General features: G+C 61.2%; 21 protein-coding genes and 1 tRNA gene. 8 read left to right on the top strand and 14 right to left on the bottom strand.

Annotated features, from left to right (window positions below):
- Nucleotides 1-78: 78 nt before the first annotated feature.
- On the bottom strand, nt 79-2346 hold the full coding sequence (locus SKTS_RS17805; protein ID WP_173069413.1) for a protein-disulfide reductase DsbD: 2268 nt from the start codon (nt 2344-2346) through the stop codon (nt 79-81).
- Nucleotides 2346-2675, bottom strand: a complete 330-nt coding sequence (gene cutA / locus SKTS_RS17800) for a divalent-cation tolerance protein CutA (protein ID WP_173068288.1) — start codon at nt 2673-2675, stop codon at nt 2346-2348. The genes SKTS_RS17805 and cutA overlap by 1 nt, the downstream gene beginning before the upstream one ends.
- A 3-nt stretch (nt 2676-2678) precedes the next feature.
- On the opposite strand from cutA, the gene SKTS_RS17795 reads away from it, so the two are divergent.
- Nucleotides 2679-3080, top strand: coding sequence for an FxsA family protein (locus tag SKTS_RS17795; protein ID WP_173068285.1), 402 nt, complete (start codon nt 2679-2681; stop codon nt 3078-3080).
- On the opposite strand, the gene SKTS_RS17790 is transcribed toward SKTS_RS17795, so the two are convergent.
- Genes SKTS_RS17790 through SKTS_RS17780 form a run of 3 tightly spaced genes read right to left on the bottom strand, consistent with a single transcriptional unit; the run spans nt 3081 to nt 5011 of the window.
- A complete protein-coding gene (locus SKTS_RS17790; RefSeq protein ID WP_173068283.1) occupies nt 3081-3326 on the bottom strand; it encodes a MoaD/ThiS family protein in 246 nt (81 codons plus the stop codon).
- 13 nt (nt 3327-3339) lie between these two features.
- Nucleotides 3340-4146 (bottom strand): glutamate racemase, encoded by an 807-nt coding sequence (murI, locus tag SKTS_RS17785; protein ID WP_173068281.1) that lies wholly within the window; start codon nt 4144-4146, stop codon nt 3340-3342.
- Nucleotides 4136-5011, bottom strand: coding sequence for an SDR family oxidoreductase (locus SKTS_RS17780; protein WP_173068278.1), 876 nt, complete (start codon nt 5009-5011; stop codon nt 4136-4138). Before SKTS_RS17780 ends, murI begins: the two co-directional genes overlap by 11 nt.
- A 24-nt stretch (nt 5012-5035) precedes the next feature.
- Between SKTS_RS17780 and SKTS_RS17775 the strand changes: the two genes are divergently transcribed.
- Nucleotides 5036-6052 (top strand): CDP-6-deoxy-delta-3,4-glucoseen reductase, encoded by a 1017-nt coding sequence (locus SKTS_RS17775; RefSeq protein WP_173068276.1) that lies wholly within the window; start codon nt 5036-5038, stop codon nt 6050-6052.
- Nucleotides 6053-6358: 306 nt separating this feature from the next.
- Here the strand turns inward: SKTS_RS17775 and SKTS_RS17770 are convergent, their stop codons facing one another.
- The gene (locus SKTS_RS17770; protein ID WP_173068273.1) at nt 6359-7264 is read right to left on the bottom strand and encodes a LysR family transcriptional regulator; all 906 of its coding nucleotides are present in this window, start codon (nt 7262-7264) and stop codon (nt 6359-6361) included.
- Nucleotides 7265-7370: 106 nt separating this feature from the next.
- Here SKTS_RS17770 and SKTS_RS17765 point away from each other — a divergent pair, with 106 nt between their 5' ends.
- Together SKTS_RS17765 and SKTS_RS17760 are read left to right on the top strand one after the other, a co-directional pair.
- A complete protein-coding gene (locus tag SKTS_RS17765) occupies nt 7371-7937 on the top strand; it encodes a YceI family protein (RefSeq protein WP_173068271.1) in 567 nt (188 codons plus the stop codon).
- Between the two features lie 21 nt (nt 7938-7958).
- Nucleotides 7959-8747 carry a DODA-type extradiol aromatic ring-opening family dioxygenase gene (locus tag SKTS_RS17760; protein ID WP_173068268.1) on the top strand — a complete coding sequence of 263 codons (789 nt, stop codon included), beginning with the start codon at nt 7959-7961 and terminating at the stop codon, nt 8745-8747.
- Between the two features lie 13 nt (nt 8748-8760).
- On the opposite strand, the gene SKTS_RS17755 is transcribed toward SKTS_RS17760, so the two are convergent.
- From SKTS_RS17755 to hemC, 8 genes are all read right to left on the bottom strand, one after another.
- Nucleotides 8761-9291, bottom strand: a complete 531-nt coding sequence (locus SKTS_RS17755; RefSeq protein WP_173068265.1) for a YMGG-like glycine zipper-containing protein — start codon at nt 9289-9291, stop codon at nt 8761-8763.
- Nucleotides 9292-9302: 11 nt separating this feature from the next.
- On the bottom strand, nt 9303-9653 hold the full coding sequence (locus tag SKTS_RS17750) for a hypothetical protein (protein WP_173068262.1): 351 nt from the start codon (nt 9651-9653) through the stop codon (nt 9303-9305).
- A 144-nt stretch (nt 9654-9797) separates the two neighbouring features.
- Nucleotides 9798-10733: a PDC sensor domain-containing protein gene (locus tag SKTS_RS17745; protein ID WP_173068260.1), complete on the bottom strand. Its 936-nt coding sequence runs from the start codon at nt 10731-10733 to the stop codon at nt 9798-9800.
- A 176-nt stretch (nt 10734-10909) separates the two neighbouring features.
- Entirely contained in the window at nt 10910-11338 is a 429-nt protein-coding gene (locus SKTS_RS19140; protein ID WP_173068257.1) for a glycine zipper 2TM domain-containing protein, read from the bottom strand.
- 169 nt (nt 11339-11507) lie between these two features.
- Nucleotides 11508-11984, bottom strand: coding sequence for a heme biosynthesis HemY N-terminal domain-containing protein (locus SKTS_RS17735; RefSeq protein ID WP_173068255.1), 477 nt, complete (start codon nt 11982-11984; stop codon nt 11508-11510).
- Complete coding sequence (locus tag SKTS_RS17730; RefSeq protein WP_173068252.1) at nt 11981-13027, bottom strand: uroporphyrinogen-III C-methyltransferase; 1047 nt, start codon at nt 13025-13027, stop codon at nt 11981-11983. The genes SKTS_RS17735 and SKTS_RS17730 overlap by 4 nt, the downstream gene beginning before the upstream one ends.
- Nucleotides 13003-13785: a uroporphyrinogen-III synthase gene (locus SKTS_RS17725; protein ID WP_173068249.1), complete on the bottom strand. Its 783-nt coding sequence runs from the start codon at nt 13783-13785 to the stop codon at nt 13003-13005. The genes SKTS_RS17730 and SKTS_RS17725 overlap by 25 nt, the downstream gene beginning before the upstream one ends.
- Complete coding sequence (hemC, locus tag SKTS_RS17720) at nt 13785-14663, bottom strand: hydroxymethylbilane synthase (RefSeq protein ID WP_244617527.1); 879 nt, start codon at nt 14661-14663, stop codon at nt 13785-13787. The genes SKTS_RS17725 and hemC overlap by 1 nt, the downstream gene beginning before the upstream one ends.
- A 63-nt stretch (nt 14664-14726) precedes the next feature.
- On the opposite strand from hemC, the gene SKTS_RS17715 reads away from it, so the two are divergent.
- The 4 genes from SKTS_RS17715 (at nt 14727) to SKTS_RS19040 (ending at nt 16409) form a co-directional block, all read left to right on the top strand.
- The gene (locus SKTS_RS17715) at nt 14727-15239 is read left to right on the top strand and encodes a thioredoxin family protein (protein ID WP_173068243.1); all 513 of its coding nucleotides are present in this window, start codon (nt 14727-14729) and stop codon (nt 15237-15239) included.
- Between the two features lie 62 nt (nt 15240-15301).
- Nucleotides 15302-15394 (top strand) — tRNA-Ser (locus SKTS_RS17710).
- A gap of 88 nt (nt 15395-15482) precedes the next feature.
- Nucleotides 15483-15692, top strand: coding sequence for a SlyX family protein (locus SKTS_RS17705; protein ID WP_244617385.1), 210 nt, complete (start codon nt 15483-15485; stop codon nt 15690-15692).
- A gap of 21 nt (nt 15693-15713) precedes the next feature.
- Nucleotides 15714-16409 carry a UPF0149 family protein gene (locus tag SKTS_RS19040; protein WP_173068240.1) on the top strand — a complete coding sequence of 232 codons (696 nt, stop codon included), beginning with the start codon at nt 15714-15716 and terminating at the stop codon, nt 16407-16409.
- The last annotated feature ends 79 nt before the right edge of the window (nt 16410-16488 follow it).

Raw genomic sequence — 16488 nt, 5'->3', positions numbered from 1 at the left:
CCGCACTAAATCAGGCGCTTCGGTGCGGCATTGACGTATTGCCGTTTCAATTCGCCGGCAATGATGCACTTGCAACGCTTATTTGAGAATTTTGTCTGCGTTTGCGAGAAATTTCTCCGGATTCTCGAAGCCGATCATCCGCCCGTTTTCCTTGCCGGAGTGATCGAAGAATATGATCCCCGGCGGGCCGAACAGGCCGAATTTCTTCAGCAGCGCCTTGTCGTCGTCGCTGTTCGCCGTCACGTCGGCCTGCAACAAAACCACATCCTTGAGGCGGGACTGCACCTGGGGGTTACTGAAAGTGAAGCGCTCCAGTTCCTTGCACGACACGCACCAGTCGGCGTAGAAATCCAGCATGACGGGCTTGCCGCCGGCTTTCTGCAGGCGTTGTTCCAGCTCCGCTATGTTTTTAACTTTCTCAAAGCTGGCATGGCTGGCTTCCGCCGCCTGAGCGGTTCCGGCGCCACGCAGGCCGGACAGCGGCTGCAGGATGTCGCGCCCGCCCGAAAGCGCGCCGACCAGCAGGGCGACGCCTGCGATCAACGCCACTACGCCGACGCCTTTCCAGAATTTGGACCAGCCCTTGGTCGGATGCGGCAGCGGGTCGAGCGCGTGAAGATAGATCGCCGACACGATCAGCAGCGCTGCCCACAGCAGCATGTGCACCACCGCCGGGATGACCGGGGAAATCAGCCAGATCGCCACGCCGAGCAGCAGCACGCCGAAAAACGCCTTGACCGCTTCCATCCAGCCACCCGCGCGCGGCAGCAGCGCCCCGGCGGAAAGGCCCACGGCCAGCAGCGGCATACCCATGCCCAGTGCCATGGCGAACAGTGCCCAGCCGCCCAGCCACACGTCGTGGGTCAGGCCGATGTAAGCCAGAGCTCCAGCCAGCGGCGCGGCCACGCAGGGTCCGACGATGACGGCCGACAGCGCGCCCATGAGGAACACGCCGGCCGCATTGCCGCCCTTCATCTTGTTGCTGGCGTCGTTGAAGCGGGATTGAATGAAGCTCGGCATTTGCAGTTCGTAAAAACCGAACATGGAAAACGCCAGCAGCACGAAGACAAAGGCGAACACGCCCAGCACCAGCGGATTTTGCAGGGCATTGGAGAGCAGGGCGCCGGACAGGCCGGCCGCGACGCCGGCGGCGGCATAAGTGATCGCCATGCCCATGACGTAGGCCAGCGACAGGGCGAAAGCGCGCGGCTTGGTGAGGTGGTGGCCCTGGCCGACGATGATGCCGGAGAGGATCGGTATCATGGGGAACACGCAGGGCGTGAGCGCCAGCAGCAGGCCGAAGCCGAAGAAGCTCGCCACCACCAGCCAGAAGTTGCCGCCTTTGAGCAGTGCGGCGATCTGCGAGGATTCGGAGCCGTCGACAGCAGTCGCCGGCGCATCCGCCACGGCGGAGGACAGTGGGGCGGCGACCGCGGCGTTTTCTTGCGCGACCTGGGGTGGCAGGGTCAGGTCGAAAGATTTCAGGATCGGCGGATAGCACACGCCTTTTTCGCTGCAGCCCTGGTAGCTGGCTTTTAGGGTGATCTTCTTGGCGGCTCCCTGCAGGTGGACGATCGCATCGAAGGGGTGGTGGTAAACCTCGCTGGTGCCGAAATTGGGGTCGCTCTTGGGTTCGCCCTTGGGTAGTTCCAGGTTGGCGATGCTGCTCCCCGGCGCATCCTTGAGCGCGAGCTTGATCTTGTCACGGTACAGGTAGTAGCCGGGGGCGGGCGTGAAGCTGGCGACCAGGGTCTGCGCGTCTTTTACGCTTACCTTCAGCTTGAACGCCAGGTCGGGTTCAAGGAATTCGTCCTGTTTGGCGCCGCCCAGGCCGGCCAGGGAAGCCAGCGCGGCCAGTCCGCCGGAAGCTGCGGGTTTTGCGGCAGGGGACGTCTGCGATGCGGCGGGTTGGGCCGGAGTTGCCGCGGGCATGGTCAGCTGCACGGTCTGGGCAAAGGGCGGGTAGCACACCCCGGCTTCGGCGCAACCCTGCGAGATCACCTTCAGGGTGATGTTCGGGCCGGTCCCGGCGGCAAGCTGGACGGGGAGCTTGAAGGAAAAACTCTGGTGGTAGGTTTCCACTTTGCCGAAGTATTCGTCCTGTTTTATTTGCCCCGCGGGAAAGATGGGCTTGCCCAGGGTCACGCCGGCCGGTTCGGCCGAAAACTTGAATTTTTCGCGATAGAGGTAATATCCGTCAGCGATCTGGAAATGCACTTCGATCGTTCCCGCATCCAGCGCCTTGGCCGACAGCTTGAAAGCCTGTTCCGGTTCCAGCAGGTCTTCCGTGCCGGCATGAGCCAGCAGGGCATGCAGCATGAGCAGGGCGCTGATCAGTAAACGCATCATGTATGTTTTCCTTGTTCGGTTTCCGCCGTTACCCAGTCGAGATACTCGGGCAAGCCGGCGCTGATTGGGACTGCGATAATTTCGGGAAGTTCGTACGGGTGGTGCTGCCTGATCGCCGCTTCGACCTTGCTGTAATGGGACGCCAGTGTTTTAATCAGAAGCGGGATTTCCTGGGCGGTTTCGATCTTGCCCTGCCAGCGATACACCGAGGTGCAGGGCGCCAGCAGGTTGACGCAGGCCGCCAGATGTCCGGAAATCAGGGCCTCCGCCACGCGGTTGGCACTGTCCTGGTCCGGCAAGTTTGTAATGACTAATATAGGTTCCACAACATGCGTTTTTTGTTGGTTCTGTTCATTTTACTCGGTTTCCCTGCGCTGGAGATTTTCGTGCTGGCGCAACTGGCCGGCGTGATCGGCTGGTGGCTGTTGCTGTGGCTATTATTGAGCGCGTTTGCCGGCTGGACGCTGATCCAGGAAGAAAAGCTGGCCGTTTTCGGTCGCCTGTTTTCCTCGCTCCAGTCCGGGCAGCCTCTCGGCTATGCCATGCTGGACAGCCTGCGAACCCTGATCGCCGGCGTGCTGCTGATCTTTCCCGGCGTGGTGAGCGATGTCATCGCGCTGGTGCTCCTGCTGTTGCCGCGTCCCAAGGTGGTCCCCGGCAGCAATCCGGCGCCGGAGGAAACCATCATCGAAGGCGAGTGGCAGCGGGAAGAGGACAAACGCCTGAAGTAATTAGCGCCGCGTCAGCATCAGGCCGATTTCGTCCTGATCGTTGATCTTGGCGTCCAGCTCGACGAAATTCTTGTTCACCGTGGCCTGTATCCTGTCGTCTACCAGGTACACCGGCCATTCCTTGCCGCGCATGCGCAGCATTTTCAGCAGTCCGCGCAGATCCTCGACGCCGGGCGGAAGCTTGATCTCTTCCATGGTTTCTCCCAAGCGCTCGGCGAGGGTGGAAAAATACAAAATCTTTGCCATTGTTGAAAACTCCTTACCACTTTACGACATGTACATTGGATAACGTGCGCCCGAGAAAGCGTTCGCCGATGGTCTGGAAGCGCAGCGGCACGTCGGTGACATAAAACTGGTAGTCGGGCCGGCCGCGCTGCGGGTTGGCGAGCTTGAGTTCGCCCAGCAGGGCGGCGGTTTCTTCTGCCATCGCTTCGGCGGAATCCACCAGCTTCACCCCCGGCCCGGCAACCTCCTGCAACAGGGGCTTGAGCAGCGGGTAGTGGGTGCAGCCCAGCACCAAAGTGTCGACGTCCTGCGCCAGCACCGGCTTGAGGTATTCCTGGGCGGTGAGGCGGGTAACCTGGTGGTCGAGCCAGCCTTCTTCCACCAGCGGCACGAACAGCGGGCAGGCCTGGGAAAAGATGCGTACGTCCGGCTCGTACTGGTGGATGGCGCGGGCGTAGGCGTTGCTGTTGATGGTGGTGGGGGTGCCGATGACTCCCACCTGTCTGCGGGTGGTGGCGGCGATGGCGCCCAGCGCGCCGGCGTCGATCACGTCCAGCACCGGCACCGGGGAGAGGTCCTTGACTACCTGGGAGGCCACCGACGCCATGGTGTTGCAGGCGATGATGAGCAGCTTGACCTCTTTTTGCAGCAGGAATTCGGCGATTTCCCGGGTGTAGTGGGAAATGGTTTCCACCGACTTCACGCCGTAGGGCACCCGCGCGGTATCGCCGAAATAGATGATGTTCTCGAACGGCAGCCGCTCCATCAGGGCGCGCACCACGGTGAGTCCGCCCACGCCGGAGTCGAACACGCCGATGGCGTTGTTGGGGTTATTCTGCATCTGACATTCCTTCCAGTCCTTCCTTCACGCCCGGGTAGCGCAGGCGGACGCCCAGTTCCTGCTTGATACGGTCGTTGGCAATGCGGCGCGATTCTGCCATGTAGGACAGCATGCCGGGGGAAATTTCCAGCTGCGCCGCCTCGCGGGAAATGCGCCGCGGACGTTCGATCCGGCAATGGTCCGCCACCAGGTCGAAATAGTCCGCCATCTTCATCGGCGTATCGTCAGCGGCATTGTAAACCCTGCCGGGGCGGCCATGTGTCAAAGCTGCGGCGACGACCCGCGCCAGGTCGTCGGCGTGGATGTGGTTGGTGTAGCCGTCGTCTTCGGCGCGCAACGCCGGTATCCGCTGTTCCAGTCGCTCCACTGGCAGTCTGCCGGGGGCGTAAATCCCCGGTACCCGCAGGATGTTGATCCTGACGCCGTTGCGTGCGCCCCAGCGCCGCAAGCCGGCTTCGGCATCGGCGCGGCGAACCGCACGGGGCGTGGTGGGGCGGGGCGCGCGGGTTTCATCCACGCGCTCGCCCCGGCAATCGCCATAGACGCCGGTGGTGCTAATGTAGATAAGTCGCTGTGGTAAAATTTTGCTCTTTGTCAGGGCCGCCAGCAGGTGGCGCGTGCGCAGGTCGTGCGCTCCCCGGCGTTGCGGCGGGGCGAAGTGCAGCACGGCGTCCGCCAGCCCGCCGATCCTGCTCAAGGTGGCAGGGTGGTCGAGGTCGCCGGGGACGGGCGTTACGCCCTGGCGGCGGGCTCGCTCCCGTGCGCTGTCGCTGCGCGTCAGGGCGTAAACGCGATAGCGCGAAGACAACAAGCTGGCGGCACGCGCGCCGATGTCGCCATAACCGACAATCAATAAATTTTGCATTCGTTACTTAATCAGGGTGTACCCATGCCATTTCAAGTCACCATCAAACCCAGCAATCACCAATACCAGGCCCAGGAGCACGAAACCCTCCTGGAGTCCGGCTTGCGCGAAGGATTCGCCCTGCCCTACGGTTGCCGCAACGGCGCGTGCGGCGCTTGCAAGGGAAAAATCGTGGAAGGCCGCGTGGATTACGGCGCTTACCAGGAAAACGCGCTCTCCGAAAACGAAAAACACGCCGGTATGGCCCTGTTCTGCACCGCCAAGCCGCTCACCGACGTGGTGATCGAGTGCCGGGAAGTAGGGGCCGCGCGCGACATTCCGATCAAGACCATGCCGTGCCGCGTGCAGAAGATGGAGAAGCTCTCCCACGACGTGATGGTATTGTATTTGAAGCTGCCGGCCAACGAGCGCCTGCAGTTTCTCGCCGGGCAGTACATCGACATCCTGCTCAAGGACGGCAAGCGGCGCAGCTTTTCCCTCGCCAACGCGCCGCACGACGACGAATTCCTGCAACTGCATATCCGCCACATCCCGGGCGGCCTGTTCACCGACGTGGTGTTCAACAGCATGCAGGAAAAAGCCATCCTGCGCTTCGAGGGTCCTTACGGCAGCTTCTTCCTGCGCGAGGACAGCGACAAGCCGATCATCTTCATGGCCGGCGGAACCGGCTTCGCGCCCGTCAAGGCTATCGTCGAGCACGCCCTGCAGGCCCACTGCAAGCGCGAAATGGTGCTGTACTGGGGGGCGCGCAGCCTGCGCGACCTCTACATGCCGCAGCTTGCCGGGAAGTGGCAGCAGGAAAACCCGAACTTCACCTTCATCCCCGTGCTCTCCGAGCCTCTGCCCGAAGACAACTGGCCGGGGCGTACCGGGCTGGTGCACCAGGCGATACTGGACGATTTCGCCAACCTCTCGGGCTACCAGGTGTACGCCTGCGGCGCGCCGCAGATGGTGGAGGCCGGGCAGCAGGCTTTTGTGGCAAGAGGGCTGCCGGAGGAAGAGTATTTCGTCGATCCGTTCACTTTTTCGGCCGGGGGTTAAGGGCGGTTTTGTGCCAGTTGCGAACCTCCATGATGATTGATCCGCTTCGTGCCGTCGGTCATGTGATGTGGATGCTTTCCGAGCTCGCTGGTTTGGGCGAGTGATCACCGGGGTGACCGGATAGCGCATAAGGAACCGCGAGAAAGACTAGGGTCATTATCACAAGAAATATACCGACGGACGCCGGAAGCAGGTGGGCAGCGATAGTGGGTTGAGTTTTCATCTGGATCATCCTTTGTTGATGGAGTGATGCCAGTGTAAGAGCGCAACCTTAAGTGGCGCTTAAGCGAAGGTCTGCAGGCGCGGCTACTTGTCCCAGGACGGGATTTCCCCGCCGAACACGGCCGAGAAATAATCGACAAAAGCGCCAACCCGCGCCGAACGGCCGGCTCCGCCGAGGTACACGGCATAGGCGGCATATTCCGGCAGATCGAAGTCGGCCAGGATCTTTACCAGCGCACCGGAACGCAGATCGTCGCCGATCAGGAAGGTCGGCTGCAGGACGATACCCTGCCCGGCCAGCGCCGCCAGGCGCGTCATATCGCCGCTGTTGGTGCGCAAATAACTGCGGATGGGCACCGCGATTTCCACGCCATTCTCGAGGATGTGCCAGCTGTCGCCGGACGCGGCATAGTCGTAAGTCAGGCAGCGGTGTTCGCGCAGCTCTTCCGGGGTCCGCGGCGTGCCCATTTTTTCCAGGTAGGCGGGTGACGCGCATATGGCCATGCGAATCCGCGCCAGGCGCTTGGCGATCAAGGTGGTTTGCAGCTTGCCAGAAATGCGGATGGCGACGTCGATGCCGTCCTCGACCAGGTCGACGGTGCGGTCGGAAAAGTTCACTTCCAGCTGCAAGCCGGGAAAACGCGCGCAGAAATCGGGAATTTTCGGCGCCACGTAGCGCAGCCCGAAACTGTGCGGCAGGCTGATGCGCAGTTTGCCCCTGGGCTGGCTTGCGACCTCGCTCGCCAGGCTGTCAGCTTCCTCCAGGTCCGCCAGGATTTGCCGACAGCGTTCGAAATATGCCCTGCCCGTTTCGGTCAGGTTCAGGCGTCGCGTGCTGCGTTGCAGCAGGCGCGCACCCAGGCTTTTTTCCAGTTCCGCGACGTGGCGCGAGGTGGCGGTGGTGGAAAGGTGCAGGCGTTCCGCGGCACGCACGAAAGAACCGGTTTCCACCACTGAAACGAATACGCGCAAGGCGAGCAGCTGGTCCATTATTGTGCCGATTTACGGGATAGATATTCTCATGAATCGAAGTTTATCCCGATAATGAAAACATTCACAATGCTTTCCATCTACTTCACTCGTTAAGGAAAACACCATGAAACGCATCGCCTTCCTGGCTTTTGCCGCAGCCCTTTCCGGTCCGGCCCTCGCCGCGCCGGTCACCTACGTCATCGACGGCACCCATACCTTGCCGCGCTTTTCCTACAGCCACTTCGGCTATTCGACCCAACTGAGCCGTTTCGACAAAGCGGCCGGCAGGATCGTCATCGATCGCGAGGCGAAAACCGGCTCGGTGGACGTCACCATCACCACTGCTTCGGTCGATACCGGCTATCCCTTGTTCAACGAACACATTCAGGGCGAGGATTTCCTCGACACCGCCAAATACCCCACGGCCACGTTCGTTTCCAGCAAGGTCAACTTCGACGGCGACAAGCCTGTTTCCGTCGACGGTACCCTCACGCTCAAGGGCATCAGCAAGCCGGTCACGCTGACCGTGACCTCTTTCCTGTGCATGCCGCACCCGATCCTGAAGAAGGATGCCTGCGGCGCCAATGCAAGCACGGTCGTCAAGCGCACCGATTTCAACATGGGCAAATATGCGCCTTACGTCGGTGACGAGGTGACCATCACCATCCCGGTTGAAGCGATCCGGGAGTAAGGCCGGAATCAAGGAGGCGCGATGAGCATCCTGCCAACCCTCTTCGTCCCTCACGGTGCGCCGACGTTTGCGCTGGCGCCGGGCCCTGCCGGACAAGCCATGTCCGACTGGGCGGGGCGAATCGAAAAACCGCAAGCCGTACTGGTCGTGTCGGCGCATTGGGATACTGCCCAGCCGTGCCTCGGCGCGGCGACGCAACCGGAAATCATCCACGATTTTTGGGGCTTCCCCGATGCACTTTATGAACTTGGCTACCCGGCAACCGGTGCGCCCGGCGTCGCGGCGGAGGCGAAGCGGTTGCTGGATGCCGCGGGCTTCCGCGCTGGGCTGGACCATGAGCGCGGGCTCGACCACGGGGCCTGGATCCCCATGCGCATGATGTTTCCGGCGGCCGATGTTCCGGTCGCGACCCTGTCGATCCAGAGCGCGCTCGGGCCGCGCCATCATTACCTCGTCGGGCAGGCATTGGCCCCGCTTGCGGCGCAAGGCGTACTGATCGTCGCGTCGGGCAACCTGACGCACAACCTCTCACACTATCGTCCTGCCGCTTCGGGGGCGGGCGAGCCGCCCTACGTCGGACGTTTCCAGGCCTGGATATGGGATCGCCTGGTGGCGCGGGATGTCGACAGCCTGCTGGCTTACCGTGTGTTGGCGCCGGGCGCGGTCGAGGCGCATCCGCGCGACGACCACCTGCTTCCCCTGTTCGTCGCGCTCGGTGCGGCGGGGCCGGGTTTCACGGCCGAGCGCGTGTTCAAGGGTGTGTATGAAAACATGCTCGCCATGGACAGCTTCGCATTCAGGCCGTCCTGAATGCCAGGCAGGGCTAGTAGCGTGGTGCGTCGGGCGGAGGAGGCGGCGGACTGCCAGGTGGGGGAGGCGGGATCGAACCCGATGGCCTTGAAGCCCGCTCTGGATCCGACATGAGCCGCCCGGAAACGGGAACGCGATGTCCGTGGCCGTACATGCACTGGATGTAGGCGTTATCGTAGCGTCGCTGTGCGCCGTATGACGAGGCATCTGCGGCGCCGGCAACGCTGCCCATCAGCAGTCCGGTCCCGGCACCCACCCCGGCGCCGCGGTTGCCGCCGATTGCGGCCCCGGCCGCAGCGCCGACCACGGTGCCCACAGCTGCGCTGCGTACGGCACTGTCCGTAGCCGCCTGGTTCGGCGTCATGCCACCAATCGCCTGCGTCGCATATTGTCGGCACATGAGGTCGTCGGCGCGGAACTGGTCGAAGTTCTTGCCGCTGCCGGGCAATGCCATGATGCTAGGGCCATTGGGGATAGTCGCACACCCGGCGAGGAAAAGCAGAGCGGTAGCCAGCGTCAGTTTGAAAGCGCGTAGTTTAAGCATGGAGCCCTCCTTCATTGTTGCGGTGGCTGTGGCGCAACCCTTTGCCAGCCGCCGGGACATATTTTCACATAGGGGTAATAGCCCCGCGACTCGCCGCAGTAATACCAGTAGTTGCCGGGCGCGGCAGACGTGTCTCCCTGTTCAACGTAGACCGGCGGCGGGGAAGGTGCGGCAATCAGCGGCGGATACACCTGTGGGTAGTAGTAAGGGGGGTAGTACCAGGGCCATCCCCAGAATGGGTCGATGGCCACGCCGAAGCGGATGTGTCCGTGCGAATGGCTATGTCCCCGATCCGCCAGCGCGATGCCGCTCAGCGACAGGCTTAAGAGAACGAGCGCCAATAACCTGAATATCGATTTCATGAAGCACCTCCTTAATCCGATCCAGCGAGTGGCAAGCACTGACTTTACGTCACCTGCTTGCTTTCAAGGTTAGATGATAGAAGACGCAAAAATTATCCCGTCGTGCGTTGAATAAAGTATTACAAAATACTTCAAAAGCCCCATTCAGAACCAGAATGTCGTGTCTTTCATCAGGAACTCGACGTAGGACATGTAGTGGGAGCCATCGCAGGAAAAAGTAAGGCTCACGGTACCGTTGAAAATATTGATCGACGCGGTGCGCAAATAGATGGTCGGATCGGTCAGGCGCAGGGCTTGCATGGTGTTGAGAACCCGCTTGATGTCGACCTCGGGGATCGCCGCATTGCTCGGGTAGGGGCGGGACGGGAACGCCAGGCAGATGTCGGGGTCGTTCATGGCCTCGTGATCGAGGAGACGATAGCGAAACGGGTCATCCACGGTCCAGATGGTCGCCTGGCTGCTGGAAAAATGCAGGATGCACTGGAATACGCCGCGCTGCGTGAAGAGTTCTTCCAGGATCGACATGGCCTGTTCCAGGTTCCGGTCCATCGGGCTCTCGGCGCGGGTCTGCATGAACACCGTCCCGCGAATCGCCGGATCACCTTTTACCTGCCGCCAGTAGCCGGGTTCGTCGTAGAGTTCCGATGTCACCTCCAAGTTGCGCAAGTCGAAATCGGCGCCGAGGTAACCCAGCCAGTGCTCCCCCTGGCGTACGACCTGCAGGGCGGTAAGGGAGGGACGGCGCTCGTTCAGACTGATGTAGGCATCGGACAGCAGGAAGCCCCAGGTCGGCACGACTTCCTTCATGTAGGGGCGATGCGAGCGGTCGCGCCCGAAGTGGGTGGTGGCAATCCCTGCCTGGCCGACGTTGTCGCAGATCTGTATGCCATCGTTGCCGACGCAATACAGAAAGGTGCGATGGGGAATGGCGGCAAAGCCGCTGACGAGAATCTCGTTGAGCCGCTCGCGGTCTCCCCAGGCCGAGGTGCAGCGCTCGGCGAGGTGCGCCATGGGTTCGCGCAGGATGCGCGCGAGTTCCTCCCGCTGGAGGTAGATGCTGTCTTTCCACGATTTTTTCATGGGCTATAGCCTATTATCATATTCGGTAGTTTATAACAGGACGAGTTGCAAAAAATCGGTCGTGACTAAAACAGACGGTTTAGTCCGACATAGTGATTGGCGCGGCGGTCGCCAAGCGGAAGTGGCATCGGCCAAACCCTGACTGGCGTTTGGCTCGGCCCTGTGCAACGGAGAGGTCAGTAGCCCGGATAAGCGACATTCCCGCCGATCGCGCTGCCAACGACGGCGCCGATTGCCGTCGCGGCAATTCGCCCGTTCCCTCTGCCGACCTGGTTTCCCAGTGCGCCGCCGGCAATTGCACCGATAGCCTGGCCGATCAGGCGGTTCGAACCGTTCCCCGGATAAGTCGCCGGCTGCTCGTAATAGCGCGGCGCGGCTTCATAATAGACCGGGCGATCGCGGTACACGATGCGTTCGCGATAAATCACGGGAGGCGCCTGATAATAGATGACTTCGGGCTCTGCGTAGACGTTTTGTACGACTACACGTTCCTCCCGGTGGTGGCGGTGGTGTTCCCAGTGGTCGTCATCCCTGTCGCCGTGCGCGAAGGCGTTGGCGCTGAAAGCAGCCGCGGCGATCATTGTGGAGATCAATAGCCTGTTCATCGTTTACTCCTTGCCGAATGATATGTGCGTTGGGCTGATTAACGTCCGTCCGCCAATTCCGTGTACCGACAAAGATTAAGAAATTTTAAGAATACGTTCGGCTGCGACTAGGTCGGGGGCGGAGGCTGCGTTAACTCCGGGCCTAAGGGAAATTGCACGCAAGTGACGCTTACCCGGCCATCCCTGTGTCAGGGTAGTCGGAACAGGTTTTGTCCACCTGCGCAAGATATGCGTCGCGCCGGTCGAAGGCCTTGAGCTGGTGGGCGCAGCGGGCGGCAATAAGCGCGTTGACTTCCGCGTCTTCGCCCAGTTCGATAGCGCTGACAGCGAAATTTTCCGCTTTGTCATAGTGGCCGGCAGCAAATTCCGCCACCGCTTCACTCATGGCGGAGCGGGCCTTCTCGCGCTGGCGCTCCTGCTTGAAGGCGTGGACCTCGTCGGGCAGGTTGAGGGTGTGCGCACCCAGGCGCAGCAGGCCGTAGGCAAGGAAGAACACGGCCAGCAACATGACGATCACGAGGCTGAGGGAGAGTTCTGCTCTGTAGGGCGGATATACCACCACAACGTAGCCGGGATTGTATTGGACGGCCATGGTGATGGCCACCGCCAAAGCCAGGATGGCCAGAACCCGCAGCAACGTTCTCATTTGCCGACCTTTTCCCGCCCCAGCTTGAACATGCGCGCGGCGCCGAGGCTGGCGGAAATGTCCGGCAGGTCGATGGCGAGGCGGCTTTGCTCCAGCTGTTGCAGGCTGGCGAGCGCGACGTGGACGCTTTTGTCGTTGACGTCGTAATAGCGGTTCAGCCAGCTTTGAGCAGCCCTGATGTCGGCCTTGAAGCTTGCTTCGTTGCGCTGGAGCAGGGCGATGCGGGCGGAGAGCAGGCGCAGCTTGAGATTTTCGCGCAGGAAGTAAGCCTGGTTCGACGGCAGCAGGGGCAACTCGGGTTTCTTCAGGTTCTGGATGTGCACCAGTTGTTTGAAGTCCTGCCATGCTTCCGTTCCCAGGCGTTGCCAGAAACCAGCCGGCTGGGGCATGTGCGGGCCCGGTTTTTCCTCGCCGCCCACGCGCCCCGGAAGCAGCGGAAGCTGATCCACTTCGGCTGCCAGGCCGTCGAGGCGCAGGCTCAGTCCCGTCACGTCGAGCAGGGGCAAGGACTGCAGTTGTTCGATGTCCTTGTTGATGGCTTTGCGCAGGGAGAAGAACTGCGGCTTATCGATGCGTTGCAGGCGGTTGTCAGCAGTTTGCAGCGCGATCAGAGCGGACTTTACGTTGCCGGCAAGCTGCAGCTGCTGGCTGGCAATCAGGAGGATCTGCTCGATATCGGCCAGCGACCGCTCGTCGCGGTTACGTGACATTTCCTGGTACATTTCTTCCAGCGCGACCTGATGGCTCTGGGATTCTGCCAGCTTCTGTTCCAGCAGGTCGAGCTTGGCCTGGGCTTCACGCGTGGCTTCCTGGGCCTGGCGGGCGAGAATTTCGCTTTCCTTGTTGCGCGTTTCGAAAGCGCCGAGGCGGCGGCTCAGCGTGAGTTCCAGGTCGGCGTTGCGCTGACGCACATCCAGCCACTGCCAACCGAGCAGCAGCAATGCAAAAAGCGCCAGGATCAGCGCGATAGTGGAGCGGTTCAGCCAGGTTTCCCTGGGAGTGTCCGGTGCCGTGTCGTTCACAACTTCTGGTGCATCCGCCATTCGATCAAGCCCATTAACAAACCGTCATCCCCAGCCTCCGTCGTGATCACCTGCTCCAGCCCGAGACTGCGGGCGGCTGCCGCAATCCTGGCGTGCGGCGCGAACAGTGGTGTTTTCTTCAGCCATTGTTGGCCAGATTCGCCTAACAGATCAATCAGATTATGCAGACCTTCGCTGCTGGTCACCGTTACCGCCTGCACCTCGCCGCGCGCCCAGCGCTGCAGCAGGGGCGTGGCGTCGATGTCGGGCCTGGCGCGCCGGTAGCATTCCGCATATTCCAGCTGCGCGCCGCGCGCGATCAGCGTATCGCCCAGCGTTTCACGCCCGCCTTCGCCGCGAAAAATGACCACGCGCTTGCCGCTCATGTCCTGAAACTGCGGCAGATCGAGCAGGCCCTCGCTGTCGAACTGACGTTGCGGCGCAATGACCTGCGAGACACCGCAGCGCTCCAGTTCCTTTTTGCTGCCCCGGCCGATGGCGGCGATGGTCAGTTGCGCCGGCAGTTCGCGCTGCGCCCGAATCAGCGTCATCGCCTTGCTGACCGCGTTAGGGCTGATGAAAATCGCGACATCGAAAGAGTCGAGGCGGGCAATCAGGGCGTTGAGCGGGCGCAAATCCGCAGTATCGAGAATTTCCAGCACCGGGAACAGAATCGCCTCCCCGCCGGCCGCCGCGATTAGCTTTATGAGATTTTGCGCTTGGTGGATCGGGCGCGTCACCACGATGCTCATGCCCTGAAGCGGCGATTTCTCCGCCATTACATCGCGAGTTCGGCGAGTATCTTGTCCGCACCCAGGGCGATGAGACGTTGTCCCATTTCGGCGCCCAGTCGTTCGGCATCCGCCGGCTTGCCGCGCATTTCGTCGCGGATCATGCGCTGGCCGTCGATGCTGGCGACGAAGCCGCGCAGGCGCAGTTCGCCGTCGACGATCTGCGCAAAGCCGCCCAGCGGCACCTGGCAACTTCCCTGCAAGGCCCGGCTCATGGCGCGTTCCGCCATCACGCAGGCGGCGCTCTCGGCGTGATGCAGAGGGGCCAGCAAGGTTACCAGGTCGTCGCGGCCTTCGCGGCATTCGATGCCCAGCGCGCCCTGGCCCACTGCGGGCAGGCTTTGCTCCGGCTCGATCAGCGCGGTGATGCGGTGGCCCAGTTCCAGCCGTTTCAGGCCGGCAGCGGCAAGGATGATGGCGGCGAACTGGCCTTCGTCCAGCTTGCGCAGGCGAGTTTGCACGTTGCCGCGCAGGGCTTCGATTTTCAGGTGGGGAAAGCGCGCCCGCAACTGGCATTCGCGGCGCAGGCTGGAAGTGCCGACCACGCTGCCTTCGGGCAGCGCTTCGAGATTGGGATGCTGGTTGGAAACAAAGGCGTCGCGCGGGTCCTCGCGCTCACCCGTGGCGGCCAGCATGAAGCCGGGCGGCAGGGTCATCGGCACGTCTTTCATGGAATGCACCGCGATGTCGGCCCGCCCTTCTTCCAGTGCCTGCTCCAGTTCCTTGACGAACAGGCCCTTGCCGCCGATCTTGGCCAGGGGCGAGTTGAGGATCTGGTCGCCGGTGGTGGTCATGCCGAGGATGGAGACTTCCAATTGCGGATATAATGCCTGCAGACGGCTTTGAATGTGCCGCGCCTGCCACATTGCCAGGGCGCTTTCGCGCGATGCGATGACGAGAGTTTTATTCAAAACAGATTCCTGCCTAACATGATGATTAACCGTTTATTTTCAAAGGCCGCGGCACTCGGCTTGGGACTTGCGATTCTAGCATGGATCGCCACCGCAGGCGCAGCGGTGAGGAGCGATGAACTGAGCTTCGCGACTGACCTGACTCGGGATGCCGAAATGGCGAGAGAGAAGCGGCTACCGATCCTGATTTTGTTCGTTGCCCCGAACTGCGCTTATTGCGAGCGGGTCCGGCACGATTTCCTGCTGCCGATGCAGCGCAATCCCGAGTACGCGAACAAGGTAATCTTTCGCCAGCTGTATCTGCAGAGCGGCAAGATACTGATGGATTTCGCCGGCAAAAAGACCAGCCACAGGCAGTTCGCCAAGCAGCACAAAATTAAATTTACACCCACCGTTAAGTTGTTCGACGCTGACGGAAACTCCCTTACCGAGCCGCTGGTCGGCCTTACCACCCCGGACTTTTACGGTTCCTACCTGGATGGGGCGATCGACGAGGCGCTTGTCAAAACGCGCGCTATTTCGCCTCCGTGAGGGCCGCTGTCGGTTTGACCTGATGAGGAATAATGGGTATCCTTCCGTCGTTCTCGAAATACGGAGAGATGGCCGAGTGGTCGAAGGTACTCCCCTGCTAAGGGAGCGTAGGGTTTATAGCCTTACCGAGGGTTCGAATCCCTCTCTCTCCGCCAAATATAATCCCCTTGATGATCCTCAGATTGCCAAGGGGATTTTTGTTTTTAACGGCCCGGTAATGACCGAAGGCCTTGAGGGCCAAAGATGATGCATGAGGATCGTTTAGTCGAGATCGAAACCCGGATCGCCTTTCAGGAGGACCTGTTGCAGGAATTGAACAAGACCATCTACGAGCAGCAAAAGAAGATCGCTCGCCTGGAAGCAATCTGCAATTCCCTGATCGACCACGTCAAGGACCTGTCCGAGGCTGCTGCTGAAGGTGTCGCAACCAACGAGCGACCGCCCCATTACTAGTATTTCTGGAAGGAGAAAACCATGCAAGTTGCGACCATGAGCGAGCAGGAAATGGACCGGCTGGAAGACCTTCTCGCCTCCGACGCCTTCAAGAACGAAGCAATGACGCTGGATATCCTGCAGGGATTTCTCTGCGCCGCACTGAGCGGGCCGGAGACCATTTCACCGAGTGTCTGGATGCCGTTGGCGCTGGGCGAGTCACCCGAGTACGAGTCCTCCGCGCAAGCCGAAGAAGTCGCCAGCCTGATCATGAAATTCCACGATACGATTGCCGCGGCGCTAACCGGTGGCGAGGATTTCGACCTGTTTCTTTACGGGACCGAGGACAATCCCGAGCAACTGGATTATGCCGCCTGGTGCGAAGGCTACGTTTACGGCGCGCAGATCGGCGAGGCGAACTGGTTCGAGGCCGCCGGCGAGTTTGCACCCGACCTGAGCGAGAAAATGGAAGTTTTCTTTCTGCTGAGCGGCATGCTCAAGGAAGACGCCAAGAAAAACAGGGAGCCCTGGCTGAGCAGCAAAGAGGAAGCCAAAGCCATGGCCAAGGCTGAAGAAGAGTTTCCGGCCACGATTCACGATATCTACCGTTTCTGGCAGGCGCAGCGCAACACCCCCGCGCCAGTGCGCCGCGAGTCGCCCAAGCTGGGCCGCAACGATCCCTGCTCCTGCGGCAGCGGCAAGAAATTCAAGCAGTGTTGCGGAAAATCTTCAGATTAAATGTGTCGCGGCGACCATGTCGCTGATTATTGACCGGTCGAGCGTCCATACCCGACCGGTCAATATCCGTAAAACGCAG

Source organism: Sulfurimicrobium lacus, from assembly GCF_011764585.1.
GTDB lineage: Bacteria > Pseudomonadota > Gammaproteobacteria > Burkholderiales > Sulfuricellaceae > Sulfurimicrobium > Sulfurimicrobium lacus.
Note: the sequence above shows the minus strand (reverse complement) of the source record. Positions and strands in the feature narration are given on the sequence as shown.

What these genes read in the sequence shown, in the direction of transcription:
- SKTS_RS17805 (WP_173069413.1), bottom strand. Translation starts at nt 2,346, where the DNA reads ATGCGTTTACTGATCAGCGCCCTGCTCATGCTGCATGCCCTGCTGGCT.
- SKTS_RS17795 (WP_173068285.1), top strand. Translation starts at nt 2,679, where the DNA reads ATGCGTTTTTTGTTGGTTCTGTTCATTTTACTCGGTTTCCCTGCGCTG.
- SKTS_RS17790 (WP_173068283.1), bottom strand. Translation starts at nt 3,326, where the DNA reads ATGGCAAAGATTTTGTATTTTTCCACCCTCGCCGAGCGCTTGGGAGAA.
- murI (WP_173068281.1), bottom strand. Translation starts at nt 4,146, where the DNA reads ATGCAGAATAACCCCAACAACGCCATCGGCGTGTTCGACTCCGGCGTG.
- SKTS_RS17780 (WP_173068278.1), bottom strand. Translation starts at nt 5,011, where the DNA reads ATGCAAAATTTATTGATTGTCGGTTATGGCGACATCGGCGCGCGTGCC.
- SKTS_RS17775 (WP_173068276.1), top strand. Translation starts at nt 5,036, where the DNA reads ATGCCATTTCAAGTCACCATCAAACCCAGCAATCACCAATACCAGGCC.
- SKTS_RS17770 (WP_173068273.1), bottom strand. Translation starts at nt 7,264, where the DNA reads ATGGACCAGCTGCTCGCCTTGCGCGTATTCGTTTCAGTGGTGGAAACC.
- SKTS_RS17765 (WP_173068271.1), top strand. Translation starts at nt 7,371, where the DNA reads ATGAAACGCATCGCCTTCCTGGCTTTTGCCGCAGCCCTTTCCGGTCCG.
- SKTS_RS17760 (WP_173068268.1), top strand. Translation starts at nt 7,959, where the DNA reads ATGAGCATCCTGCCAACCCTCTTCGTCCCTCACGGTGCGCCGACGTTT.
- SKTS_RS17755 (WP_173068265.1), bottom strand. Translation starts at nt 9,291, where the DNA reads ATGCTTAAACTACGCGCTTTCAAACTGACGCTGGCTACCGCTCTGCTT.
- SKTS_RS17750 (WP_173068262.1), bottom strand. Translation starts at nt 9,653, where the DNA reads ATGAAATCGATATTCAGGTTATTGGCGCTCGTTCTCTTAAGCCTGTCG.
- SKTS_RS17745 (WP_173068260.1), bottom strand. Translation starts at nt 10,733, where the DNA reads ATGAAAAAATCGTGGAAAGACAGCATCTACCTCCAGCGGGAGGAACTC.
- SKTS_RS19140 (WP_173068257.1), bottom strand. Translation starts at nt 11,338, where the DNA reads ATGAACAGGCTATTGATCTCCACAATGATCGCCGCGGCTGCTTTCAGC.
- SKTS_RS17735 (WP_173068255.1), bottom strand. Translation starts at nt 11,984, where the DNA reads ATGAGAACGTTGCTGCGGGTTCTGGCCATCCTGGCTTTGGCGGTGGCC.
- SKTS_RS17730 (WP_173068252.1), bottom strand. Translation starts at nt 13,027, where the DNA reads ATGGCGGATGCACCAGAAGTTGTGAACGACACGGCACCGGACACTCCC.
- SKTS_RS17725 (WP_173068249.1), bottom strand. Translation starts at nt 13,785, where the DNA reads ATGGCGGAGAAATCGCCGCTTCAGGGCATGAGCATCGTGGTGACGCGC.
- hemC (WP_244617527.1), bottom strand. Translation starts at nt 14,663, where the DNA reads ATGTGGCAGGCGCGGCACATTCAAAGCCGTCTGCAGGCATTATATCCG.
- SKTS_RS17715 (WP_173068243.1), top strand. Translation starts at nt 14,727, where the DNA reads ATGATGATTAACCGTTTATTTTCAAAGGCCGCGGCACTCGGCTTGGGA.
- SKTS_RS17705 (WP_244617385.1), top strand. Translation starts at nt 15,483, where the DNA reads ATGATGCATGAGGATCGTTTAGTCGAGATCGAAACCCGGATCGCCTTT.
- SKTS_RS19040 (WP_173068240.1), top strand. Translation starts at nt 15,714, where the DNA reads ATGCAAGTTGCGACCATGAGCGAGCAGGAAATGGACCGGCTGGAAGAC.